At 69.5% G+C, this 24,314-nt stretch carries 20 protein-coding genes and 1 pseudogene; 5 read left to right on the top strand and 16 right to left on the bottom strand.

Going from position 1 to position 24,314, the window contains the following annotated elements:
• Positions 1–56: 56 nt before the first annotated feature.
• The 3 genes from DZG09_RS15805 to DZG09_RS15795 all read left to right on the top strand — a co-directional run bounded on the left by DZG09_RS15805 (position 57) and on the right by DZG09_RS15795 (position 2,710).
• A complete protein-coding gene (locus DZG09_RS15805; RefSeq protein ID WP_119698804.1) occupies positions 57–509 on the top strand; it encodes a GNAT family N-acetyltransferase in 453 nt (150 codons plus the stop codon).
• Between the two features lie 198 nt (positions 510–707).
• A complete protein-coding gene (locus tag DZG09_RS15800) occupies positions 708–2,213 on the top strand; it encodes a DNA-3-methyladenine glycosylase 2 family protein (RefSeq protein WP_119698716.1) in 1,506 nt (501 codons plus the stop codon).
• Positions 2,210–2,710: a methylated-DNA--[protein]-cysteine S-methyltransferase gene (locus tag DZG09_RS15795; RefSeq protein ID WP_119698715.1), complete on the top strand. Its 501-nt coding sequence runs from the start codon at positions 2,210–2,212 to the stop codon at positions 2,708–2,710. Before DZG09_RS15800 ends, DZG09_RS15795 begins: the two co-directional genes overlap by 4 nt.
• Positions 2,711–2,859: 149 nt before the next feature.
• Here the strand turns inward: DZG09_RS15795 and purH are convergent, their stop codons facing one another.
• From purH to DZG09_RS15740, 11 genes are read right to left on the bottom strand one after another with little or no spacing between them, the layout of a single operon-like run.
• On the bottom strand, positions 2,860–4,470 hold the full coding sequence (gene purH, locus DZG09_RS15790; protein ID WP_119698714.1) for a bifunctional phosphoribosylaminoimidazolecarboxamide formyltransferase/IMP cyclohydrolase: 1,611 nt from the start codon (positions 4,468–4,470) through the stop codon (positions 2,860–2,862).
• 14 nt (positions 4,471–4,484) lie between these two features.
• Positions 4,485–5,072: a phosphoribosylglycinamide formyltransferase gene (gene purN, locus DZG09_RS15785; protein WP_119698713.1), complete on the bottom strand. Its 588-nt coding sequence runs from the start codon at positions 5,070–5,072 to the stop codon at positions 4,485–4,487.
• Between the two features lie 58 nt (positions 5,073–5,130).
• Positions 5,131–5,904: an SDR family oxidoreductase gene (locus DZG09_RS15780; protein ID WP_119698712.1), complete on the bottom strand. Its 774-nt coding sequence runs from the start codon at positions 5,902–5,904 to the stop codon at positions 5,131–5,133.
• Positions 5,901–7,223, bottom strand: a complete 1,323-nt coding sequence (locus DZG09_RS15775; RefSeq protein ID WP_119698711.1) for an aspartate aminotransferase family protein — start codon at positions 7,221–7,223, stop codon at positions 5,901–5,903. The genes DZG09_RS15780 and DZG09_RS15775 overlap by 4 nt, the downstream gene beginning before the upstream one ends.
• Complete coding sequence (locus DZG09_RS15770; RefSeq protein WP_119698710.1) at positions 7,220–8,365, bottom strand: ABC transporter substrate-binding protein; 1,146 nt, start codon at positions 8,363–8,365, stop codon at positions 7,220–7,222. Before DZG09_RS15770 ends, DZG09_RS15775 begins: the two co-directional genes overlap by 4 nt.
• A 56-nt stretch (positions 8,366–8,421) precedes the next feature.
• The gene (locus DZG09_RS15765) at positions 8,422–9,207 is read right to left on the bottom strand and encodes an ABC transporter permease (RefSeq protein WP_119698709.1); all 786 of its coding nucleotides are present in this window, start codon (positions 9,205–9,207) and stop codon (positions 8,422–8,424) included.
• Complete coding sequence (locus DZG09_RS15760; RefSeq protein WP_205529214.1) at positions 9,204–10,019, bottom strand: ABC transporter ATP-binding protein; 816 nt, start codon at positions 10,017–10,019, stop codon at positions 9,204–9,206. The genes DZG09_RS15765 and DZG09_RS15760 overlap by 4 nt, the downstream gene beginning before the upstream one ends.
• Before the next feature lie 2 nt (positions 10,020–10,021).
• Positions 10,022–10,978, bottom strand: coding sequence for an ABC transporter permease (locus DZG09_RS15755; RefSeq protein ID WP_119698707.1), 957 nt, complete (start codon positions 10,976–10,978; stop codon positions 10,022–10,024).
• Positions 10,975–11,991, bottom strand: coding sequence for a TIGR03842 family LLM class F420-dependent oxidoreductase (locus tag DZG09_RS15750; protein ID WP_119698706.1), 1,017 nt, complete (start codon positions 11,989–11,991; stop codon positions 10,975–10,977). The genes DZG09_RS15755 and DZG09_RS15750 overlap by 4 nt, the downstream gene beginning before the upstream one ends.
• 11 nt (positions 11,992–12,002) lie before the next feature.
• Positions 12,003–13,439, bottom strand: coding sequence for a dihydropyrimidinase (gene hydA, locus DZG09_RS15745; RefSeq protein ID WP_119698705.1), 1,437 nt, complete (start codon positions 13,437–13,439; stop codon positions 12,003–12,005).
• A gap of 22 nt (positions 13,440–13,461) precedes the next feature.
• Entirely contained in the window at positions 13,462–14,310 is an 849-nt protein-coding gene (locus tag DZG09_RS15740) for a nitrilase-related carbon-nitrogen hydrolase (RefSeq protein ID WP_119698704.1), read from the bottom strand.
• Positions 14,311–14,497: 187 nt separating this feature from the next.
• Here DZG09_RS15740 and DZG09_RS15735 point away from each other — a divergent pair, with 187 nt between their 5' ends.
• The gene (locus DZG09_RS15735) at positions 14,498–15,868 is read left to right on the top strand and encodes an aminotransferase-like domain-containing protein (RefSeq protein ID WP_240424105.1); all 1,371 of its coding nucleotides are present in this window, start codon (positions 14,498–14,500) and stop codon (positions 15,866–15,868) included.
• Between the two features lie 32 nt (positions 15,869–15,900).
• Here DZG09_RS15735 and DZG09_RS15730 read toward each other — a convergent pair whose 3' ends face one another.
• Complete coding sequence (locus DZG09_RS15730; protein ID WP_119698702.1) at positions 15,901–17,142, bottom strand: cell division protein PerM; 1,242 nt, start codon at positions 17,140–17,142, stop codon at positions 15,901–15,903.
• A 111-nt stretch (positions 17,143–17,253) separates the two neighbouring features.
• Positions 17,254–18,720, bottom strand: a complete 1,467-nt coding sequence (locus tag DZG09_RS15725) for an HNH endonuclease (protein WP_119698701.1) — start codon at positions 18,718–18,720, stop codon at positions 17,254–17,256.
• A 74-nt stretch (positions 18,721–18,794) separates the two neighbouring features.
• Here DZG09_RS15725 and DZG09_RS17120 point away from each other — a divergent pair.
• Positions 18,795–19,529, top strand: a pseudogene (locus tag DZG09_RS17120) (AarF/ABC1/UbiB kinase family protein); the annotation flags it as partial.
• Between the two features lie 92 nt (positions 19,530–19,621).
• On the opposite strand, the gene DZG09_RS16945 reads toward DZG09_RS17120, so the two are convergent.
• The 3 genes from DZG09_RS16945 to DZG09_RS15705 are packed head-to-tail and all read right to left on the bottom strand — an operon-like array spanning position 19,622 to position 24,208.
• Positions 19,622–20,716, bottom strand: coding sequence for a nitroreductase family protein (locus DZG09_RS16945; protein WP_119698700.1), 1,095 nt, complete (start codon positions 20,714–20,716; stop codon positions 19,622–19,624).
• Positions 20,713–22,644: a GNAT family N-acetyltransferase gene (locus DZG09_RS16795; protein ID WP_205529207.1), complete on the bottom strand. Its 1,932-nt coding sequence runs from the start codon at positions 22,642–22,644 to the stop codon at positions 20,713–20,715. The genes DZG09_RS16945 and DZG09_RS16795 overlap by 4 nt, the downstream gene beginning before the upstream one ends.
• Position 22,645: 1 nt before the next feature.
• Positions 22,646–24,208, bottom strand: coding sequence for a phenylacetate--CoA ligase family protein (locus tag DZG09_RS15705; protein WP_119698699.1), 1,563 nt, complete (start codon positions 24,206–24,208; stop codon positions 22,646–22,648).
• Positions 24,209–24,314 lie beyond the last annotated feature (106 nt).

Below are 24,314 nucleotides of genomic sequence, written 5' to 3'. Positions count from 1 at the left end.
CGGCGCCCGTCCGCGGAAGCTTCCCGTTTCCGCCCCGGATGTCCTACCCTGAGTTCATGACAGAACTGCGCCTTGTCGAACTGTCCGCCGAGACCATCGTGGCGGTCAACAACCTCTCGCTGAAGCCAGGCCAGGAGCAGTTCCTTGCGCCCGTGTCGTACGGCATTGCGGCAACAGTGCTCGACCCGTCGTCGACCTGGCAGCGCGTCGTCGTCGGCGATGAGGGCGTCGTCGGCTTCATCAGCGCCAGTTTCGGCGGCGAGACGACCATCGACTACCTCGACTCTGTGCTGTGGCGCATCAACGTCGACGCCGACGATCAGCGTCGCGGCGTCGGCCGCTTCGCTGTGACCGCTCTGCTCGAGGAGGCGCGCTCGCGCGGCTTCGACCACGTCAACGTCATCTATGAGGCGGGCGAGGGCGGCCCCGAAGCGTTTTTCCACCGTGTCGGGTTCACACCGGTCGGCGAGACCGAGTACGGTGAAGTAGTCGCGCAGATCCGCCTGTAGGCATCGGCGACCATCCCGAAATCTTCAGGCCGCTTCGTCGCGTCCTGAATCAAGCCGGCGGCGGGGTCTCGTATCCCCCTCCCCCAACGAGACTCCGTCGCCGCTCTTCTTCATCCCGTGCCCCCAGTGGCACCCGCACCCAGACGCGGTGTCCGATTCCCGCTAGTACGCGGGCGCGGAACATGCGATGGTTGAGGTGTGCTCACGACTGCGACCTTCGATGAACGGTTCCGCGCGATCGCCGCGCGTGACCCGCGATTCGACGGACAGTTCGTCACGGCCGTGCGCTCCACCGGCATCTACTGCAGGCCGAGCTGCCCTGCGCGCACGCCGAAGCCGGGCAACGTCTCGTTCTACCCGACGAGCGCCGCCGCGCACGAGGCGGGGTACCGGGCGTGCAAGCGCTGCCTGCCCGAGGCCGCTCCGGGCTCGCCCGATTGGAACCTCCGCGGCGACGCGGCCTCGCGTGCGATGCGGCTCATCGCCGACGGCGTCGTCGAGCGGGAGGGCGTCGCGGGGCTCGCCGCCGCGCTGGGATACTCGACCCGTCATCTGTCGCGCCTGCTGCGCACGGAAGTCGGTGCGGGACCGCTCGCCCTCGCGCGCGCTCACCGGGCGCAGACCGCGCGGTCGCTGCTCGTCGATACCAACATGCCGGTCACGTCCGTCGCGTTCTCTGCAGGCTTCGCCAGCGTCAGACAGTTCAACGACACGATCCTCGAGCTGTTCGGCGTCTCACCCAGCAGCCTGCGCGCGCAGCGACGCCGGGAAGCCGCGCGCACAGCGGCCGGTGCTGCCGGGGAGCCTGCGGCGACCGTGCACCTCACGCTGCCGGTGCGGGAGCCCTTCGACGCAGACACCCTGTTCCGCTGGATGGCGGCCCGCCGCGTCGGCGGCATGGAGGAGGCCGGTCCCCGCTCCTATTCGCGCACGCTGCGACTGCCGCGCGGCATCGCATGGTTCCGCGTGGTCGCGGAGGACGGCTCCCCCGGCGCGCTCCGTCTGGAGGCCCATCTGCAGCACCTGGCCGACCTCGGTGTGCTCGTCGCGCGGGTGCGCCGGCTTCTCGACCTCGATGCCGATCCCGCCGCAATCGACCAGGCGCTCGCCGCGCACGCAGAGATCGCACCGCTCGTGGCATCAGTTCCCGGCATCAGAGTGCCGGGAACGGTCGACCCTCACGAGATGCTGATCAGGGCGATGATCGGTCAGCAGATCAGCGTCGCGGCGGCCAGAACGCATCTCGCCGGGCTCGTGCACGCGCTCGGGGACCGCGTCGAGATCGCGGGCGAGGAACGGCTCGTGTTCCCCACGATGTCCGCCATCGCCGAGCACGGCGCCGAGGTGCTGAGAGGGCCCGCGGCTCGCGTGCGGGCCCTCGTGGCCGCGGCGGAATCTCTGGCGACGGGCGCGACCTCGCTGACGGGCGCAGATGACGGCGCCGAACAGCGCGGAACGCTGATGGCGATGCGCGGCGTCGGGCCGTGGACGGCGGACTACGTCCGGATGCGCGTGCTCAACGACCCCGACGTGTTCCTGCCGGGCGATGTCGCGCTGCGCGCCGGTGCGGCATCGGCAGGGCTCCCCGCCGACGCGAAGCCTCTCCAGTCATGGGCGGCGCGCGCCGCACCGTGGCGTTCATATCTCTGCGCGCACCTGTGGCGTGCCGCCTCCGACCAGCAGACAACGCGAAGGACATCATGAGCTCCGCAATCCACGAGACACTCACCACACCGGACGGCCCCTTCACGGTGCTCGCGGACACCGACGGATCGGTGATGGCATCCGGATGGACCGACGACATCGCATCGCTCGTGGCGCGGCTGCGGCCCGCTTCTCGGCCTGAGCGGCTGGTCGCGGGGTCGATGCCGTCGGCCGCAGCATCCGTGCGTGCCTACTACGACGGCGACCTGGGCGCGCTGGAGTCCGTCGCCGTGAGCCTGCACGGCACCGAGATGCAGACCAGAGGGTGGACGGCGCTGCGCGGGATCTCGCCCGGAGCACCGCTCAGCTACGCCGAGTTCGCCGAGGCCCTCGGCTCCCCCTCAGCCGTGCGAGCCGCCGCTTCGATCTGCGCCCGCAACGCCGCGGCGCTGTTCGTGCCATGCCACCGCGTGCTCCGCTCCGACGGAACCTTGGGAGGCTTCGCCTGGGGCCTCGACGTCAAGCGAAGCCTCCTTGCCCGCGAGGCCCAAGCCTGACCAGCCCGCGATCCCCGGTATTCGACCCACTCAGCAGTACGCGGATCCTGGGGTTCTGGGTGCGTGCAGCGCAAGGCGGAGGCGGGAGCGGGGCCGAGAGCCCCGCGACCAACGACAACGCAGCGATGTGCGTGCCCAGAGCCCCAGGATCAGTGGAAGAAGTGGCGCTCGCCGGTGAAGTACATCGCCACACCGCGCTCGTTCGCGAGTTCGATCGTCTCCTGATCGCGCACTGATCCGCCTGGCTGGATGATCACCTTCACGCCGGCGTTCATCAGCACCTCGGGCCCGTCCGAGAACGGGAAGAACGCATCGGACGCGGCGATCGATCCCGCGACGCGGCTGCCTGCGCGTTCGACGGCGAGCTTGCAGGAGTCGACACGGTTGACCTGCCCCATGCCGATGCCGACCGTGGCGAGTTTGTCGGCCAGCACGATCGCATTCGACTTGACGGCGCGGCACGCCTTCCAGGCGAACACCAGCTCGGCGGTCGAGATGCCGTCGGGCCTCTCGCCCGCCACGAGCTGCCAGGTGTCGGCGATGCTCTCGATGTCCTCGTCGAACAGGTCTGCGTCCTGCAGCAGCAGGCCGCCGGAGACGAGGCGCACGTCCATCCGCTCCTGCTTCCAGTCGGCGGGGAGCTGCAGCACGCGGAGGTTCTTCTTCTCCTTGAACAGCTCCAGCGCGGCCGGTTCGAACTCGGGCGCGATGATCACCTCGGTGAAGATGTCGCGCAGGTTCTCCGCCATCTTCAGTGTGACCGTGCGGTTCGCTGCGATCACGCCGCCGAACGCCGACAGCGGGTCGCACTCGTGCGCGCGCACGTGCGCTGACGCGATCGGGTCGAGCGCCTTCGCCTCGCCGACGGCGATGCCGCACGGGTTGGCGTGCTTCATGATCGCCACGGCCGGCTTGACCATGTCGTAGGCGGCGCGCAGCGCCGCATCGGCGTCGACGTAGTTGTTGTACGACATCTCCTTGCCCTGCAGCTGCTTCGCCTGCGCGATGCCGTGTCCGCCGACGCGGGTGTAGATCGCTGCGCGCTGGTGCGAGTTCTCGCCGTAGCGCAGGTCGGTGATCTTCTCGGCCTGGATCGTGAGTTGACCAGGCAGCTCCAGCTCGCCGCCGGCGAGCGTCTCCTCGGCGAACCACTGGGCGACGGCTGTGTCGTAGTTCGCCGTGTGCGCGAAGGCTCGGGCGGCGAGCTCGCGACGGTCCCTGAGACCCGTGCCGCCCTTGCCGAGCGAGTCGATGATCGCGGGGTACGACTCGGGGCTGACCACGATCGCGATGTTGGCGTGGTTCTTCGCTGACGCGCGCACCATCGCGGGGCCGCCGATGTCGATCTGCTCGACGATGTCGTTCGACGCCGCGCCGGAGGCGACGGTCTCGGCGAAGGGATAGAGGTTCACCACGACGAGCTCGAAGGGCTCGATGCCGAGCTGACCGAGTTCGGTCTCGTGGTGCTCGAGACGCAGGTCGGCCAGCAGCCCGCCGTGCACGCTCGGGTGCAGCGTCTTCACACGCCCGTCGAGCATCTCGGGAGAGCCGGTGACCGAGGCGACGTCGGTGACGTCGAGGCCCGCATCGCGGATCGTCTGCGCGGTCGAGCCGGTCGACACGATCTCGACGCCCGCCGCGACGAGCGCCGCCGCCAGCTCGGTGAGGCCTGTCTTGTCGCTCACGGAGACGAGAGCGCGGCGGATCGGAACGACATCGCGCTCTCGGTAGAGGGACGCGTCGTGGCGGGGACCGGCCATGGGGACTCCTTCGGTCAGGCGGGGGTGGTCAGGTCGAGTTCACCCGTGGCGACGCGGCGCACCACGTCGATCAGCAGGCGGCGTTCGACGGGTTTGATGCGCTCGTGCAGGCTCGCCTCGGTGTCGTCCGGCAGCACCGGCACGCGCTCCTGTGCGAGGATCGGGCCGGTGTCGACGCCCGTGTCCACGACGATCACGCTCGCCCCCGTCTCGGCGGCACCGGACGCGAGGGCATCGCGCACTCCGTGAGCACCGGGGAACTCCGGCAGGTAGGCCGGATGGGTGTTGATGATGCGCGGCCCGAACTCTGCGACGACGGCGTCCGGCAGCAGACGCATCAGGCCGCTGAGGACGATCAGGTCGGCGTTCCAGACGCGCAGCTGCTTCGCGAGCTCCTCGCCCCATTCCTCGCGCGAGGAGAAAGACGTGTACGGCACATCGAAGCTCGGGATGCCGAAGTCGGAGGCGTGCCCCAACCCATCGGCCTCGCGGTCCGCGCCGATGGCGACGACGTGCGCGGGATAGTCGATCGCGCTGGTCGCCTCCAAGAGGGCCCGCAGGTTGGAACCGCTGCCCGAGATCAGAACGACGACCGAGATCACGCCATCAGTCTATGCGCTCGTCCCGATCCGGACGTACCCGGCGTCCGACGCCTCCATGTCACCTGCGCACGGTCTGCGTGTTCGACACCTGCGCTCGAGGGCGGATGATCATGGTGTCGACGTTGACGTGATGGGGGCGCGTCAGCGTGTAGGCGACAGCGTCGGCGATGTCGTCGGCGACGAGCGGCTCGTACCCGTCATAGACCGCTGCGGCCTTGTCGGCGTCGCCGTCGAACCGCACCAACGAGAACTCGGTCTCGACCGCGCCCGGCGCGATCTCTATGACCCTGATCGGCTCACCGCCGAGCTCGAGGCGCAGCGTCTTGACCATCTCCCGCTCCGCGCGCTTGCTCGCCGTGTACCCGGCGCCTCCCGGGTACTCGCCGTGCGCGGCGGTGGAGGTGATCGTGACGATGTCGCCCCGACCGGATGCCCGCAGTGCCGGCAGCAGCGCCTGGGTCACGCGCAGGGTGCCCAGCACGTTCAGTTCGTACATCCCGATCCAGTTGTCGAGGCTGCCGGTCTCGACGGGTTCGAGGCCGAAGGCGTTGCCCGCGTTGTTGACGAGCGCGTTGAGCCCGCCCGAGGCGACGATGTGGTCGCGCAGGGCGTCGATGGCGGCCGGATCCGTCTGATCGGCGACGAAGGTATCGCATCCGGTCTCCGTCGCTAGCGCCTCGAGCCGGTCGGCGCGGCGCCCCGTGGCGATCACCTGCCAGCCCTCGGCGCGAAGGCGGCGCACGGTCGCCGCGCCGATTCCGCTCGTGGCTCCGGTGACGAGCGCGCGCAGCTGGTCGGTGTGGGTGGTCTCCGTCACGTGAGGTCCTTTCATACGATCTCGCGCAGGGCGTCGTCCAGCGCGGTGAGGAAGGTGCTGATCTCATCCTGCCGGACGTTGCACGGCGGCACGACGTGGACGCGATTCTCCTGGACGAAGGGGAGGATGCCGCGATCGAGAAGCAGCGCCTTGAGCTCGGCCATGGCCGCGGCGGGAAGCGGGTCGCGGGTCGCTCGATCCGCGACGAGCTCGACCGCCCAGAACACGCCGAGTCCTCGCACCTCGCCGATCACGTCGTGCGCATCGGCGAGCGCCGCCAGTCCTGGACCGATGACGTGCTCTCCGATGTCCCGCGCCCCGTCGACGATCCCCTCCTCCGACATGGCGTCGATGGCCGCGACGATCGACGCCGCCGCGAGCGGATGCCCCGAATAGGTGAGCCCGCCGGGGAAGACCGTGTCGTCGAAGTGCGCAGCCACCTCTGGCGACGGCAGCACCCCGCCGACCGGCACGTAACCGGAGTTGACGCCCTTGGCGAAGGTGACGATGTCGGGCACGATCCCGTCCGGGTTGACGCGCTCGCCCTGCCAGGAGAACCACTCGCCCGTCCGGCCGAAGCCGCTCATCACGTCGTCGACGATGAGCAGGATGCCGTGGCGGTCGCACAGTTCGCGCACTCCCGTGAGGTATCCGCGCGGCGGCACGAGGACCCCTGCCGTGCCGGGCACGCCCTCGAGCAGGATCGCCGCGATGGAGCCAGGGCCCTCCGCGGCGATGACCCGCTCGAGATGGTGCAGCGCGCGTTCGCACTCCTGCTCCTCCGAGGCCGACCAGAACTCCGAACGATATGCGTACGGACCGAAGAAGTGCACGTGGCCGCGGGAGTATTCGTTGGGCAGGCGCCGCCAGTCGCCGGTCGCCGCGATGGCGGCGCCCGTGTTGCCGTGATAGCTGCGGTAGCGGCTCAGCACCTTGTCGCGCCCCGTGACGACCCTGGCCATCCGGATCGCGTTCTCGTTGGCATCGGCGCCGCCGTTGGTGAAGAACACCTTCTCGAAGCCGCTGCCGGCCCGCGCGAGGATGCGCTGCGCGGCTTCCCCCCGCGTCAGGTTCGCCGTGGCCGGGCCGATCGTGGCCAGCTGCGCCGCCTGACGCTGGATCGCCTCGACGACTCTGGGATGGCCGTGGCCGATGTTCACGTTGACGAGCTGGCTGGAGAAGTCGAGGTAGCGGCGCCCCTCGTAGTCCCACACCTCGGTGCCGCTGCCGCCGGCGATCACCATGGGCGAGAGCCCTCGCTGCGCCGACCAGGAGTGAAAGACGCCGCGGTCGAGTTCGAGTGCGCGCGAGGTGAGCTCGACCGCGCCGGTCACTCGCCGCCCTCCGTGGGAACGACCTCTACGGGCTCGAAGGACTCGCCGCGCACGTCGACGCCCTCGTCCTCCAGGCCGGAGATCGCCTCGTCGATGTAATCGTTCGAGTACGCCCCGGCCGGCGGTTCCGCCGTGATCAGGTGCGCACCCTGTTCGTTGACCGCGCTCAGCGCGCCGTCGACCGTGCGGTCCCACGCCGCCTCGTCGATGTGGCCGATGCCGTTCTCGGCCGGCCAGATGAGCTTGTTGGTCTCGTTCGCCATCCACAGCTCGTGGGTCGGCGGCCATGCGGATCCGGCTTCCACCGTGAGCTCCGCCGCTTCTTCGACGTTGTCGCGGGCGTACGCCCAGCCCTTGATCACGGCGCGCAGGAACTTCACTGTGGTGTCGGCGTACTTCTCATCGCTCTCCAGCCGCTCCGTGTCAGCCCAGATCGCATCCTGCAGCATGGCGCCTGCCGTCTCTTCGTACGAGACGACGGTGAAGTCGTCCGGCTGATAGAGTTCGCCGGTGTCGGGATCCACCGTCTCGAGCAGCAGCGCGTACTCGTTGTACGTCATCGCCTGGGCCGCATCGATGTCGCCGGAGAGGAAAGCGTTCATGTCGAAGCTCTGCGTGATGACCTCCACGCTGGAGGCGTCGAGCCCCTCGGCCGCCATGGCGGCGAAGATCTCCCATTCGTTGCCGAAGCCCCACGAGCCGATGCGCTTGCCCTCGAAGTCGGCCACCGATTCGATTCCGGAGTCCGCCCACGCGATCTGCAGTGTGCCGGAGCGCTGGAAGATCTGCGCCACGTTCGTCACGTCGGCGCCCTGCTCGATCGAGCCGAGCACTTTGGGCACCCAGGCGATCGCGTAGTCGGCGTCGCCGTTCACGAGGGCATCCTGCGGCACGATGTCGCCGCCGGACTCGACGATCTCCACGTCGAGCCCCTCGTCTGCGAAGAAACCCTGGTCCAGCGCGGCATAGTAGCCGGAGAACTGCGCCTGGGCGAGCCACTGCAGCTGCAGTGTGACGGGGGTGAGTTCGCCGTCGGATTCGGCGGATGATGGCCCTCCCGCGCCGGAGCAGGAGGAGAGGGCGAGTGCGGCGGCGCCGATTGAGGCGCCGGCTGCGAGGCGGAGAGCGGAGCTGCGGTTCATGGTGTGTGTCCTTTCCGGGACGGTTCCAGATGCTTCGGGACGAACGGAATGTGGGATCAGCCGGCGCGGTGCCGGGAGGCGAGCCGCTCGAGGCCCGCTGTGACGAGGTAGAACGCGACTCCGAGCAGAATCGCGCCGATCACGAACGCCCAGCTGCGGGCGTAGGCGCTCTGTGCCGCGTACGTCGAGATGAGCCCGCCGAGGCCCCCTCGCGGCCCACCGAAGTACTCGGCGACGAGCGCCGAGATCACGGCGAGCGAGCTCGCGATGCGCAGGCCGGTCGAGATGTGCGGCAGCGCTGTGGGAAGGGTCACGGTGCGCAGCGTCTGCCATCCGGTTGCGGCGTACACCCGCATCAGGTCACGGTGCACCGGCAGCGCCTGGCGCAGGCCCCGCAGAGTGCCGAGGAACACGGGAGTGAAGGCCGCGACGCCCGCGATCACCTGGCGGCCGATCTGGCTGTCCGCGCCGAACATGGTGTTCAGCACGGGGGCGAGGGCGACGATCGGCACGACAGCGAGTGCGGCGACTATCGGGGCGAGCATGCCGTCGACGGGTCTGGCGGCCTGCGCGAGCGCGGCCAGGAGCACGGCGACGGCAGACCCGACCGCGAGCCCGAAGAACGCATTCAGCCCCGTCACCGCGGCGCCGGACGCGATCGCGGGCAGGAAGGCGGAGAACTCGCCGGCGATCGCGGCGGGGCCGGGCAGCAGGTACTCCTCGACGATGCCTGCTCCCACGAGCAGCTGCCACACCGTCAGCCCCACCGCGCCGAGGGCGACGGGGGCGACGACGACGGCCCATGCCTCATGCCTGCGACCTGTCGCAATCGCGGCGCTCATCGCGTCTCCGTCCCCCGCACGACGGCCTCGCCGCCGTGCAGCGACTCGCGCACGACGGTGATCATGTCGAAGTAGCGCTCGTCCTCGCGCAGCAGGTCGGTGCGGGACGACGTGTCGTCGAGACGCATCGCTATGATCTCGCTGATCCGGCCGGGCCGCGGCGACATCACCACGACGCGGTCGGAGAGATACACCGCCTCGGGGATCGAATGCGTCACGAACACGACCGCGGCACCGGTCTCGGCGCAGATGCGCAGCAGCTCCGATTGCATCCGCTCGCGCGTCATCTCGTCGAGCGCGCCGAAGGGCTCGTCCATCAGCAGCAGCCGAGGGCTCTCGGCGAGCGAACGGGCGATCGCCACGCGCTGCTGCATGCCGCCGGAGAGCTGATCCGGATGCCGTCCGGCGAAGTCTGCCAGGCCCACCATGTCGAGCAGCTCGGCTGCGCGCTGTCTCCGGCTGCGAGTGCTCCAGCCGTGCAGCTGCAGCGGGAGCGCGACGTTCTCCGCCACCGTGCGCCACGGCAGCAGACCGGCCTGCTGGAACGCGATGCCGTAGTCCTGGTCGGCACGCGCCCGAGAAGCGGGCTTCCCGAACACGCTGACGGTGCCGGACGTCGGCCGGTCGAGGTCGGCGATCAGCCGCATCAGCGTGGACTTGCCGCATCCCGAAGGTCCGATCAGCGAGACGAACTCGCCGGGAGCCACGGTGAGGTCGACGTCGCTGAGTGCGTGCACCTCGCCGGTGCGTGTGGCGAAGATCTTGTCGGCGCCGGAGACCGTGACGGCGTCGGCGCTGCTGGTGTCGTTCATGGTCATGCGGATGAGACCTCCACGCGTCGGTAGTCCTTGAGAAGCCATCCGGTCGCGGCAAGCGAACCGGCGGCGAGGAGTCCAAGGGCGACGGCACCGAAGATCGGTGCCCATGCCTTGGGCGGGTCAGACGAGGCCTGGCCTGCGAACTGGATGATCATCCGCCCGATGCCGCCCCGCGACCCCGTCGACACCTCGGCCACGACGGCGCCGATGATCGCGTTCGCCGCGGCGAGGCGAAGGGCTGTGAGCAGGTGCGGCACCGCCGCGGGCAGCCGCAGCCTGACGAACACTCTCCACCAGCCGGCTGCGTAGGTGCGCATGAGTTCGACGTGCACTCGATCGGGCGATTCGAATCCGGCCAGAGCGCCGACCGCCACAGGGAAGAAGGCCAGGTAGCTCGCGATGAGCGCAACGCTCATCCAGTCCTGCCATTCGAACGCACCGATCGTGAGCTGCGAGCCCCACGAGCGGACCATCGGGGCGAAAGCGATCAGCGGGACCGTCTGGCTCAGCACGATCCACGGCAGCAGCGCCCAGCGACCGACGCGGAACGCCAGCATCAGCAGGGCGAAGCCGAGCCCGACGATGACGCCGACGACGAAGCCGACGGCCGAGGTGCCGCCGGTGACCAGCGAAGCCTGGGCCACAGCGAGCCAGAGCGGCTCCGACGTGCTCGACCTGGTCTCACCCGAGAACAGCCGTGCGATCATCTCCGCCACGTGCGGCATCGCCAGGTCGCTCGCCCGAGGCAGCAGCCGCAGTTCTCCGAGCACGAACCCGTCCACTGGCCCGACGAGGCGGTACAGCTCCCAGATCGCCACCAGCACCGCGATGCCGACGACACCCCACAGCCACGGCGCGAACCGCCTCGGTCGCGGGGTGCGCCGCTGCGGCGCCACCTGCTGCTGCCCCGCTGACTCCGGCGCCGCGCGTCGCTGCTCGAGCACCGCGGTCATGAGGTGGCCGTGACCCTCTCGCGCATCGCCGGGATGATCTTCTCGCCGTAGGCCCGCAGCGTCTCCTCCTTGCCGTCGTGCTGGAGATACCCTGCGAACTGGTCGACGCCGATCTCGCGCAGCTGTTCGATCTTCGCGATGTGCTCATCCGGAGTGCCGAGCACGCAGAACCGGTCGACGATCTCATCCGGAACGAAGTCGACGTGGTCGTTGCCCGCCCGCCCGTGCGAGTTGTAGTCGTATCCCGTGCGGCCGGCGACATAGTCGGTGAGCGCCTGCGGCATCGCTCCGTCCCCGCCGTACCGGCGCACCACTTCGGCGACGTGATTGCCCACCATGCCGCCGAACCAGCGCGTCTGCTCGCGCATGTGCGCCAGGTCGTCGCCGACGTAGAACGGCGCGGCCACGCAGAACCGGATGGCGTCCGGGTCGCGGCCGGCTTTCTCCGCCGCTTCGCGCACGGCACCGATCATCCACTTCGCAATGTCGACATCGGCCAGCTGCAGGATGTAGCCATCGGCGACTTCGCCGGTCAGCTGCAGCGCCTTGGGTCCGTATGCCGCAACCCACATCTCCAACTCGCTGCCGGTCGACCAGGGGAAGCGCAGGGTCGCCCCGTTGTGCTCGACGGGGCGCGAGTTGGCCAGTTCCCTGATGACGTGGATCGCTTCGCGCAGCTCGGCCAGGCTCGACGGGCGCCCCTTCAGCGTGCGCACGGCGCTGTCGCCGCGGCCGATGCCGCACACCGTGCGGTTGCCGAAGGCGTCGTTCAGCGTGGCATACAGCGATGCCGTCACGGTCCAGTCGCGGGTGGCGGGGTTGGTCACGAAGGGACCGACCTTGACCTTCCGCGTTGCGGCGAGGATCTGGCTGTACACGACGTACGGCTCCTGCCAGAGCAGGTGCGAGTCGAAGGTCCACACGTGGCTGAATCCGTAGTTCTCGGCCTTGACCGCGAGTTCGACGACGCGGGATGCGGGCGGATCGTTCTGCAGGACGACTCCGAAGTCCATGGCGTGCTCCTTCAGCTCAGGTACTGGGTCAGGCCGCGCTTGATGTAGGAGCCGTGCCCCTTGCGACCGATATAGCCGGTGTCATCGACGATCACGGAGCCTCGCGACATCACGAGGTCGACGTGCCCGTCGATCTCGAAGCCCTCCCAGGCGGAGTAGTCGATGTTCATGTGGTGCGCCTTGCCCATTCCGATCGACGTGTGCCCGTTCGGGTCGTACACGACGATGTCGGCGTCGGCGCCCGGCTGGATCACCCCCTTGCGGCCGTACATCCCGAACATCCGCGCCGGTGTGGTCGAGGTGATCTCGACCCAGCGCTCGAGCGTGATGCGCCCGTCGACGACGCCCTGGTACATCAGATCCATCCGGTTCTCGACGCTGCCCATCCCGTTCGGAATGGCGGCGAAGCTGTCACGGCCGAGCTCCTTCTGCTCCTTCATGCAGAACGGGCAGTGGTCGGTCGAGACCATCTGGATGTCGTTGGTGCGCAGGCTCTGCCACATCGCGTCGTGATGGCCGTCGTGGTGCGAGCGGATCGGCGTCGAGCAGACGTACTTGGCGCCCTCGAAGTCGCCCCACTGCTCGCTCCTGGCCGCAAGATGCTCCTCGAGCGAGAGGTAGAGGTACTGCGGGCACGTCTCACCGAACACGTTCATGCCTCTGTCACGAGCGGCAGCGATCTGCTCGACGGCCTGTTTGGCGCTCACGTGCACGACGTACAGCGGTGCGCCGGTGAGGTGCGAGATCATGATCACCCGGTGCGTGGCCTCTGCCTCCGTCTGCCATGGGCGGGTGAGGCCGTGCCACTGCGGCGACGTGTGCCCCGCCTCGAGCGCCTGCTGCTGCAGCACGTCGATGATCGAGCCGTTCTCCGCGTGCATCATCATCATGGCGCCGTTCTGGGCGCCCTTCTGGAAGGCGCGGAAGATCTGTCCGTCATCCGAGAGGAAGACGCCCTTGTAGGCGGTGAACAGCTTGAAGCTGGTCACGCCCTCCGTGATCAGCTCGTCCATCGCGGTGAGGGAGTCGTCCTGCACGTCGGAGAGGATCTGGTGGAAGCCGTAGTCGACGGCGCACCGGCCTGCGGCCTTCTCCTGCCACAGCTGGTGCTGGTCGAGAATGTTCTGGCCGGGGTGCTGCACCGCGAAGTCCACGATCGTGGTGGTGCCTCCCCACGCCGCGGCGCGGGTTCCCGTCTCGAAGGTATCGGAGGCGAAGGTGCCGCCGAACGGCATCTCCATGTGCGTGTGGGCGTCGACGCCTCCTGGGATGACGTACTTGCCCGTGGCGTCGACGACGCGGTCGACCGAGCCGGTCAGGTCGCTGCCGAGCAGTTCCGATCCGGGTGCGAGCACGGCGACGATGCGCTCGCCGTCGACCAGCACGTCGGCAGGGGTCCGGCCCGTCGCACTGACGACGGTGCCTCCGGTGATCAGTGTCGTTGTCATGCTGCTCCTCTCGTGCCGGCAGTCAGGGCGCGGTGATGGCCGCGTAGGAATCGGGGCGGCGGTCGCGGTAGAACTGCCAGCTGTCGCGGGCCGTCCGAATGAGCGACAGGTCGAGATCCCTGATGAGCAGCTGCTCCTCGGTCTCCGAGCCGTAGTCGCCGACGATGTTGCCGCGGGGGTCGCAGAACTGGCTCTTCCCGTAGAAGGTGACCGCCTCATCGCCGTATTCGTTGTCCTCGCGGCCGACCCGGTTCGCCGCGGCGACGAAGTACTGATTGTTCGCCGCAGCAGCCGGCTGCTCGAGCTCCCAGAGCCGGTTCGACAAGCCGGGTTTGGTGGCGTTCGGGTTGAACACGATCTCCGCGCCGTTCAGGCCGAGCTCCCGCCAGCCCTCGGGGAAGTGCCTGTCGTAGCAGATGTACATGCCGATCCGACCGACCGCGGTGTCGAACACCGGATAGCCGAGGTTGCCTGGACGGAAGTAGAACTTCTCCCAGAACTTCTCCACGTGCGGGATGTGGTGCTTGCGGTAGGTGCCGAGAACGCTGCCGTCAGCGTCGACGAGCACGCTGGAGTTGTAGTACACCCCGGTCATCGCCATCTCGTAGACGGGCAGCACCATCACCATGCCGAGCTCCTTCGCGAGCGCGGCGAAGCGCTGCACTATGGGGCCGTCAGCGGGTTCGGCGTAGTCGTAGTACTTCGCATCCTGTGTGATGCCGAAGTACGGCCCGTAGAACAGCTCCTGGAAGCAGATCACCTGAGCGCCCTGCGAGGCGGCGTCGCGGGCGAACTGCTCGTGCCTGTCGAGCATCGAAGCCTTGTCGCCCGTCCAGGTCGTCTGGGTGATGGCTGCTCGGACCTCTGTCATGTCGTCTCCTCTGAGTGCGGGCAGGTGCGCGGCTGCTGTGCGGGAGTGCGTTCCGCCTCGTGTTGATTGCGTTATCGTCACGCCTGAACATTTCGCCCAAATTTCTCTTTCTTCCCGGCACGTAAATTCGTCTCCGCCCGTCGCCGTTTCGAGCACCCAGCGGCTTCCGGCACGACATGATCGATATGTGACCTCCATCACGAGCGCCGGCGCGCTGGCCGCCCGCATCGATGGCACGACGCCGTCGGACATCGCCAGTGCGCTTGCCGTGCTGGTGGCTGACGGCACTCTCGCGCCAGGCGACCGGCTGCCGACGGTGCGCGAGATGGCGATGTCGCTGCGCGTGAGCCCCGCAACGGTCTCGACCGCGTGGCAGGCGCTCTCCGGCGCTGGCACGATCATCTCGCGGGGGCGGGCCGGCTCGTTCGTGTGCGACACGACCCGCCGCGACACCGCCCCGCACACCAGACGATTGGCCGGCCACATCGAGGCGACGAGGCTCGATCTCTCACGCGGCACGCCCGATCCGCGCCTGCTGCCGCATCTCGCGAGAGCGTTCGCACGCGCCGCGCCCCACGCGGCGACCGCAAGCTACCACGAAGACCCGGTGCTGCCGCGGCTGAGACGGCTTCTCGAGGAGCAGTGGCCGGCACCGGAGCACAGTCTCACCGTGGTGAGCGGCGCCCTCGACGGCATCGACAGAACACTGCAGCAGGTGACGCGGTTCGGCGATCGGATCGTGATCGAGCAGCCGACGTTCCCACCGCTGTACGACCTCATCGATGCGCACGATCTCGTCGCCGTTCCCGTCCCGATCGACGCGGAGGGGATTCTCCCTGAGGCGCTGGCGGAGGCACTCTCCTCTCGCCCCCGCGTGATCCTGCTGCAGCCGAGGGCGCACAACCCGACGGGTGCGTCGATGACTCCGGCCAGAGCGGCCCAGCTCGCCGAGGTGATCCGAGCATCACCGCGCGGCGGCGACGTCATCGTGATCGAGGACGACCACTCCGGCGCCATCGCGCGGGCTGAAGAGGCCACCATCGCGAGGCATCTGCCGGATCGAACGGTGCTCATCCGGTCGTTCTCGAAGTCCCACGGCCCCGACCTGCGGGTCGCCGCTCTGGGCGGCCCGGCATCCGTCGTATCCCAGGTGGAGACGCGGCGCAGCCTCGGCCCGTGGTGGGTGCCGAGGCTGATTCAGCACGTGCTGACGGAGCTGCTCACAGACGGCGAGTCGGTTGCGGAGGTGTCCCGTGCGCGCGCGGCGTACGCCTCCCGGCAGCGGCGCTTCGCGCAGGCGCTGCGGGCACGGCTGGGCGAGCGCGCCGGGGTCGGAGCGTCCGACGGCATCAACGCCTGGCTCCCGGTCGACGATGAGCGCGCCGCCCTCGTCAGCCTCGCCGCCGCCGGCATCCGGGTCGCCGCGGGGAGCACCTTCTACCCTGAACAGGCGGCAGCGGAGGACGGACGCGACCGCATCAGGGTCACGGTCGGCATGATCTCAGGCGACGTCGACGAGGTCGCACAGGCCGTGGCCCGCGCGACACCTGCCGACTGACGGCGAGGCTGCGCCCGGCTGCTCGCGGGGAGTCAGTCTTCGGTGACGTCGCGCCGCGCGCGGGGGCTGAGCAGCACGATCGCCGTGCCCAGCAGCACCTCGAGCCCCACGGCGAGCGCGACGGGGCCCGCGGACGGTCCGACGTCGACGAGGCGACCGGGGCCCATCGATCCGGATGCCATCACCGCCAGCAGCGCGGCGGCGCCGGCAGTGAGCACCGCAACCGAGGCGGCGAGCGCGATGCGCGGCAGGTACGGCTCGGTGTCGTCGCCGAGCATGCCCTCAGCGCGCCATTCCTGTGCCAGCATGCCGCGCAGCGACAGTGCGGCGAGCGCGCCGACGGCTACGGGGGCGAGCATCACCAGCAGCAGGAACGGAGAGCCCTGCTCCGGCAGCAGGCCGAGCAGCGGCAGGCTCGGCACGACGCCGAGATCGACGTTCGACGGCGCGACGGCGGTCGCGGTGCCGACCGAGAAACCGGGCCCCGCCATCCAGGAGATCGCCCACACCAGCAGCGTCGGCAGGTACGCCAGGTGCGCGACCGTGAGGCCCGTCGCCCCGACGGCGTCGACCTGCGCGGCTTCGAACAGCGTGATCATCTCGCCGCCGCGGGTGATCACCGAGGCCAGCAGCGCGATGCCGCCGAGTCCGATGAGGCCGACGAGCGCGATCGCCGTGCCGCGCACCGCCAGCGCCGGAACGGCGCGCCATGCAGGCGAGAGTGCGTCGACGCGGTCGTGCAGCTCGTCGATCAGGCTATCGTCGCCGTCGCCCCACGCCGTGGTGACTGCACCGACGAGCGCACCCCCGAGATAGAGCGCCGTCGGGAGGAGAATCGCCTGCCACGAGGCGACCGATGCGATGGGAGTGCCGGATGTCATCAGCACAACGGTGGCGACGGCGCATGTGACGACGGTGCCGGAGACGACGCCCACCATCCACGCGCCGGCGCGTGCGGCACGGCGGCCGGAGCGAGCGGCGAACAGCAGCACGAAGCCGGCCAGCGCGAGCGGCGCGAGCGAAACGACGAACTCGGCGGCGTCGGGGGCCACACCGGACGACGATACGAAGACGTCGTCGAGGCTCAGGTGCACCGGCACCAGGTTGCCGAGCTGCCAGATGCGGGCGCCCGTCGGCCAGAGAGAGGCCCAGTCCGCGCCCGAGAACGCGGTGAACCAGCCCAGCACGAGGGGAACGAGAACGACACCGAGGCCGATGACCGCCGCGACGACGGCATCGACCGCGGCGAGAACGGTGACGAGGAGGCGATTCATGATCGGACTCGAGAATACGTCGCCAGACGCTCGCGGCCGCTGCGCGCACGCCGATGGCGGGTGCGGATGTCCTGTGAACCGCCTGCGGCCGCGCGATCGGGCGCGGACGCGCTACGCGGCCAGGCCGAAATGCGCGCTCATCCCGCGGCGCGGCGTCTGAGCTCGGTCGAGCCACGGCGGCGGCACGAACCACACTTCTCCCCCGGTGCCTGAACCACGCACGTCGATGCTCCAGCCGTCGTCGTGCACGCGATGATGGCATCCGGTGCACAGCAGCACCCCGTCGGAGAGGTCCGTTCTGCCGCGATCGCGCCCCCACCACTCGATGTGGTGCACCGAGCACATGCTGGGCGCTGCTCCGCAGAAGGCGCAGCCTCCGTCGCGCTCGGCGATGGCGAGCTTCTGAGCGGGAGTGAACAGCCGCTTCGCCCTGCCCCAGTCGAGAACCTCGCTCTGCGAGCCGAGCACGGCCGGGATGACCTGCGCATCGATGGCGATGCGGCGGGCCGCCGCGGCCGATACGGGCCGGTCGAGGCCGTCGATGGTGGCCCTGCCCGTGCGGTTCTCGAGTTCGGAGAGCGTCATCCGCACGATCACCGTGGTGGTCGGCCCCGTCGCGACCTGCTCGCAGCCGAGCGCGTGCCTGCAGATGTCGACGAACGCGTCGGCCTGCATCTGCTTGCGCGTGCGGGCATCGACGAGGGGCGCGATGTCAGCACCGTCGCCGAGCGCGGCGCAGTCACATGTGGTTGTGCTCTGGGGCGCGTCGCCTGGCACCGACCCCTCGCGCGAGCCGTTGCCCTGGCATACGTGCCCCGTCTCCTGCTCCTGGGTGCTCGCCGCCCGCCCGCGCGTGCGCATCGTGTTGGTCACCATGCCGTCGATCAGCGCTTTCACGGGCGCACCGGAGACCGGGTCGAGCGACCCCTTCAGGCTGATCGAGCCGTCACGCTCCTCGCGCACGATGAGGAACCGGTCATCGCGGAGCCTGTCTTCTGCAGGCTCCAGCCCGTCAGGATCGAGATGCGCCTCGGCACGCACGATCAGCTTGCGCACCTGATCGGGCGTCAGCCCCGGCGCAAGCTCGACCAGCTGCTTCTCCGCTTCGTCGATCATCTGCCGCGACGCACGCAGTTCGACGGCGTCGAGCATCTTGGAGATGTCGTCCGCCACCGTCACGCCGATTCGCCCCGACGCGAGCGCATCGGCGACGTACGGATGCTTGGCCGGGAGCTCCTCGCCGGAGAGCGCCTGCTTCGGCTTCGTCGCCTCACCCACACGGATGAGCTTCAACGACTCCCCGATGCTCCCGCCGCCGGTCGTCGCGATCAGCGATGCCGGAGTGGAGTATCCCTGCTTCTTCGCCAGGGAGTCACTGCCCAGTTCCCGCCTCGACTGCCGCGCGACCTCGGCGGCGACCGGCGCCTGCGCTGCATCGATCTGCCTGCGAAGCGCACCGTAGGCAGCGCTCACGGCGATGAGCTCAGCGGGGCTGAGCGCCTCGACCGATCGCCCACCACCGGCAGAGCGGAGCGCGTCGAGCGCTTCCTCGACTCCTGCCAGCGGGTTCGTGTCCATACGTATACTCTACTCGATCGGATCACGTATGTATAGAACAAACTTCCTATGTTCTCCTCGGTAATGAACCGCCGATGCGCGCTCTGAGCGATCCCGATCGGTCACCCGAACAGAGAGAGACGAGCATGCAGAATGCCGACATTCGATTCTTTGTTCCAACTGGAGTGTGGGGCCGCTCCCCCGACACGATCCTGCAGTCGTTCGCGTCGGAGCCTCTGACCGCGGCGTCGCTCGCCCAGGTCCACGCTGCGGTGCTCTCGGACGGCACCGACGTCGTCGTCAAGGTGCGTCGTCCGGGGGCTGCGGCGGATGTGCGGGTCGACTGCGACATCCTGGGCCGCTTCGCCGAACGGGCTCAGCGTCGGTGGGCGTGGGCCCGCGCGATGGACGTCGAGGCGCTGGCGACTGGACTCTCCGGTTCGCTGCTCGAGGAGCTCGACTACCGCCGGGAGGCGGACAACACCAGAACCGTTCGCGCGACGACCGCGCGACACCCCCTCATCGAGGTGCCGCAGACCGTCGACGATCTCTCCGGCGAGGCCGTCATGGTGACGACCAGGCTGAGCGGCGTGGCGATGGCAGAGGGACGGGACGCCCTCACGGAGGCGAAGCGGACGGAACTCGCCGAGGCCCTGATCTCCTGGGTGCTGAAGAGCGTATTCGTCGACGGGGTCTTCCACGCCGACCTGCATCCGGGCAACATCATGCTCCTGGACGATCAGCGGATCGGCATCCTCGACCTGGGGGCCGTCGGCGTGCTCGGCACCGAGCGGCGCCAGCTGCTGGCGCTGCTGCTGTTCGCCGTGCTGGGCGACGACGATGTGGCCGCGACGACGTCGCTGACGATGGTGTTCTCGGTCGGACCCGGCCGAGTGCTCCGCTGCGGCTCAGTGTGCACGGATCACGTCGATCCGTGGACAGGCAGCCGGGGTGAGCGGGGCGGCGTTCCGGATGGGACTCCCGCCGCGAACACCGCCAGCGCGACATCTGCGACTCGAAGCCCGAGTCCGCGCCGGAGCGCGGCGTGCGCGCGGGGCGCATCGATGACCTGCGAAGCGGGGGCGACTGCGACGCCTGCGCGATGGGCGACCAGCCACGCACGCATCTGCGCACGGCCAGCCGCGATCATCCGGTCGGCAGGCAGTCCAGTCGGGTGCGCCGCTGAGCCTGCCACGCCGTGCGCACCGAAGCGTCGCCCGTCCGCGACGAGCACGAACAGGCCGGGGTGCGAACGGTTCAGGATCGCGGCGACGGGCGCCGCGCGCGCCTCCAGAGTGAGCGCGTTCTCGAGCACCGCCCTGCCCGCTCCCGACCGCGTGAGCGCTCCGGCGAGCGCGGCAGCGGCAGCAGGGAGCATCAGCGTCGGGCCGGTGAGACCGTCGCGGTCGAACCGCGGATCGCTCGGTGTGAACCGGATCCAGTCGACGGCCTCTTCGGTGACGGCTCGGCGTCCGAGCGTGCCGGCATCGCCGAGCGCCACCAGGCGCGGCGCACGCTTTCCCGGCACGCGCACGAGCCTCAGCCAAGGCTCCCCCAGCGCCGCCCCCATTCCTGCGTCACCCGCGATCGGTGCGAGCCGGCCGCGGTGGACCGAGCGCCCCTGCACGTCGTAGCTCGTGAAGGGAACGTGCTGATCCGAGTCATCCGGCACCGCCGCGGGGTCGATCGCCGGCTCCCCGCCCGCGGCGAGCCGCAGCCGGATGAGCGGACTGCGCGGTGCCGTGGTGGGATCCGCTGAGAACGCCGCCAGCCCGTCATCGCTGCGGATGTCGAGCCCGACACCGGCCTCGCGAGCCGCGATCGCCGCGGCCTCCACCCAGCAGCCGAGCCCGAGCAGCGCGTCTCTGCCGGTGGGGTCGCCGGCCTTCAGCAGGCGCTCGTCGTGCAGCCCGAGGTCGATGCCGTCGCGCACTCGTTCCACCCGCCACGGCTGCGTGTTGTGAGCACTGGGTGCGCGTGCGGCGATCCGGATGATCCGCTCGATGACGTCGTTCATCGTGATTCCCCGTCCGTGGTGCCTTTCCGCGGCTCTCCCCCGCCGTCGTCCTGCCCGGCGACGCCGACGGGCCGCCGGTAGAACGTGTACCCGTGCAGCGGTTGCCCGCCGAAGCGTTCGAACTGGCGCGCGGACGCGGGGTTCTCCCGTCCGACGTACGTCGAGCGCAGGGTGCGGTAGCCGCCGTCGCGCAGACCGTGCTGCAGCTGCCGGCTCAGCAGCGTCATGATGCCGCGGCCCTGCGCACCGGGGTGCGTGCCCTGGATGATCAGGATGGCGTCGCGGAGGCGCCTCCGCCGCGCGAGCAGGCGCAGCAGCGTGACGGGTCCGAGCGCGCCACCGGAACGCTGCAGCTCCTCGGTGATGTCGGGGATGACGACGACGAACGCGACCGCCCGACCGGCGTCATCGCGCGCGAGCAGGAGCAGGCGCTCGTCGAGCAGCTGCGCGAGGCCGTCGGTGGCGGCCGCCATCTCGTCGGGGGTGATCTGGGTGTAGTACGGCAGCTGTGCGAACGAGGCGTTGACCAGTTCGCGCAGCTCCGGCAGGAGCGTGCGCATGTCTCTTCTGCGCGCCTGCTCGATCGTGATGCCCGCCTCGGCGAGTTCTGCCTCGCTCGGCGGCGCGGGATCGCCGTTGCCCGCCACGTCGACGCGCCAGGTGTCGCCCTCGTACCACCTGTCGAACCCCGCCCCTTCGTACACTCGCGGCACCCACTCCGGGTTCCACGCCGAGTCGACGAAGCCGCGCCTGTCGAATCCGGAGGTGACGACGCCGCCCGCCTGGTTCGGCAGCAGCGAGACCGGGCCGATCAGCTCACGCGCACCGGCATCGCGCGCCCGCCGCTCCAGCTCGGGCAGCAATGCGGCGAGCGCTTCGCGACCCGTGCGCTCGTCTCGGCCGAGATCGGTCGCGCCGAACAACAGCACGCTCGTGCCGAGCTTCGCGTCGAACCTCGCGTCGGTGTGCACCGTCGTGCGCGCGATCACCCGGCCCGAGGCATCGCGCACCAGCAGCAGCTCGACCGGTTCGGGGTGCGGGCCGGAGCCCCTCCACCAGGAGGCGAGGGTCGATCGCAGCAGCGGCACGTCGAGTGCTCGCTCCCCCTCCAGGCGGGAACGCCGCGGCTGCTCGACGAACTCGCGGAATCGGCGGCGCGAGCCGACGGTCTCCACGCTCGCGCCATGCAGGTCGGCGGCATCCGGCTCTTGGGCCGGAACAGGGGCGTAGAACCGGATGAACCCTGCGCTCGCCCAGCGGTTCGATGCGGTCAGCCACACCATCAGCTCGCGGTGCTCCGGCCCTCGCGACATCGCCAGCATGGCGTCCTCGCTGTCGAAGAAGGCGATGGTTCCCAGCGAGAACGGCCAGGTCCAGTAGACGCGATGCCCACGATGACCGCGCATGCGCACCATCCGGGCGACCAGGCGCACCCATCGCCGCGAGAACGCCAGCCACGACAGCGGCGAGGTGTATCTCGTCTCGCCGAAGAACAGCGCACCCGCCTCCATCGGCCCCGGCCTGTCATCGGCTTCGGAACGGGCTCCGCGCCGCTGGGCCCGCGTCGGCTTCGCCGCGATGCCGCCAGGTCGGTGCACCGCGGGAGCCTGCCTGCCGTTCGCCCGCTCGGCCGAGGTCGGAGTGAAGCGCTCGATCGTCGCGAGCTCGCCGACTGCCGTGTAGGTGCCGTTCGCGTAGCCGTGCGGCGCTGCGCGCCACAGCGTCGCGCCCTGCGTGCGCCGAGCGAAGCGGCGCGCGTCGTCGAAGGAGCCGAACATCGTCATCCGGAGCCTTCTCGATCCGTCGCGGATCGCGAACTGCTTGCCGCGGCCGTCGCGCCTGCGCGCTCTGCGCTCGGTCGCCGGGGCGAGCACCATGCCGTCGTACCTGGAGTGCGATGGTGCGTGCGAGAAGTCGTCGGTGCGCATGTCAGTGGTCGGTCAGGTAGACGTTCTTGATCTTCTTCTCGCCTCCGGCGAAGGGCCCTGTGCCGAAGTCGTGCACCTCGACCCTGATGTCGCGGGCGGAGGCGTCCTCCTCGAAGGACTGCGCGATGTCGCGCGACGCTGATGCGAGGTGGGTGAGCACGCCCTCCGCAGAGCGCTCTGCGAGCTCCGCGCGCTCGGCCTCGGCGAGCTCCGCCCCCTCTCGCAGCTGCAGGTGCACGATCGGGCGCGTCTCGTGGTCGGCGACCTCGATCAGAGCGAGTTTGAAGGACTCGATCGACGCGGCGTGCGGGTTGTCTGCATAGAGGCCGTTCTCCACGTCGAGCGGATAGATGTTCGCGCCCATGTACGAGATCGTCGAGTCCTTCCTCCCATACAGCAGCAGGAACGGCAGCGACAGTCGCTGCGTCGCGTGGGCCCGGTCGAACTGCGCCAGCAGCTTCGGATAGCCGGCCACGATCCCCCGCATCTGGGGGAACGACATCAGCGCGGCCTCGTCGCCGATGTCATAGCGCAGCTTCGGCGCCATGATCGCGGTCGAGTTCAGCGTCGTCACGAGCGAGCCGTCGACGGTCTCGAGGTAGGTGTCGAGCGGGTTGTACTGGAAGATCATCGGCGAGCGCGCCTCGCCCTCACCGAGCACCTCACGGCGCAGTCCGTCGTGCTCGCCGATCGTGCGCCGCAGCCAGACCGACAGGTCGCTCTCGCCGCCCATCCCGATCGTGAGGTCGCTGGCCCCGTAGCCGGAGTAGACCCTGCCGAACCGCTCCTGCAGGTAGTCGCGCAGACCCTCGGTGAGAGCCTCGCCGCCGACGAAGCCATTGATGTTCCAGCGATCCCAGTCCCAGCCCTCGGCGTCGAGGCGGTCACGCAGGTGCTTCAGGAACGGCGGGTAGGCGGCGACCATGTAGGTGTAGCGCGGCCCGAAATGCCGGATCGTATCGACGATCTTGTCGAGGTCGGGGCCGGTGTTCTTCACCATCGCCACCCGCGCCATCGCGATGCCCGTGTTCGTTCCCGTCGCCCACGCGCCCATCGAGAACGCGTTGATGCAGAACAGCCGCTTCGTGCCGAACAGGCTCGTCACGTACCCTGCGACGTTGCGGTGCACCGTGCTCAGCTCGCGCTTCGAGCGCATCCAGTTGAACGGGGTGCCGCTGGAGCCGCTCGACTCGTCGACGACCGTCCCCGCGACCTCGATGCGCCCCGCCCAGCACCGCTCGTGCTCCTGGTAGGCGGCGACGTAGCGCTTCTTGTCGGTCGGCGCGTAGCGAGCCAGATCCCACCAGCGGAATCGGAACCCGTTCTTCAGCTGGAAGTCGCGATAAGCGGGAACGTCGAGGAAGCCGTACTGGCACATCATCCAGGCGTGCAGCTTCGCGAAACGACCGAGGAACGGCCGATAGTTCCTGGCGGCGAGGCGCCACAGCGCCGGATGCACGCGGTACAGCGAGTAGACCGACGTGAGCAGCGCGGCCACCACGCGCAGCAGCATCTGCCGAAGCAGATTCGGCCTGCCTGAACCTCCGGGAATCGGTACCGTCATGGCTCCCCCTCGATGCTCGTGGGGTCAGCCTATCGACGGCACGCGACATCCACGCGGGCAGAGGTGCCCATCCGGTGCCACCACACGCCAACTGCAGCGCCACGGC

Source organism: Microbacterium halotolerans, assembly GCF_003569805.1.
GTDB lineage: Bacteria > Actinomycetota > Actinomycetes > Actinomycetales > Microbacteriaceae > Microbacterium > Microbacterium halotolerans.
The sequence above is the reverse complement of the archived record's forward strand: the minus strand, read 5'-3'. Positions and strand labels throughout refer to the sequence as shown.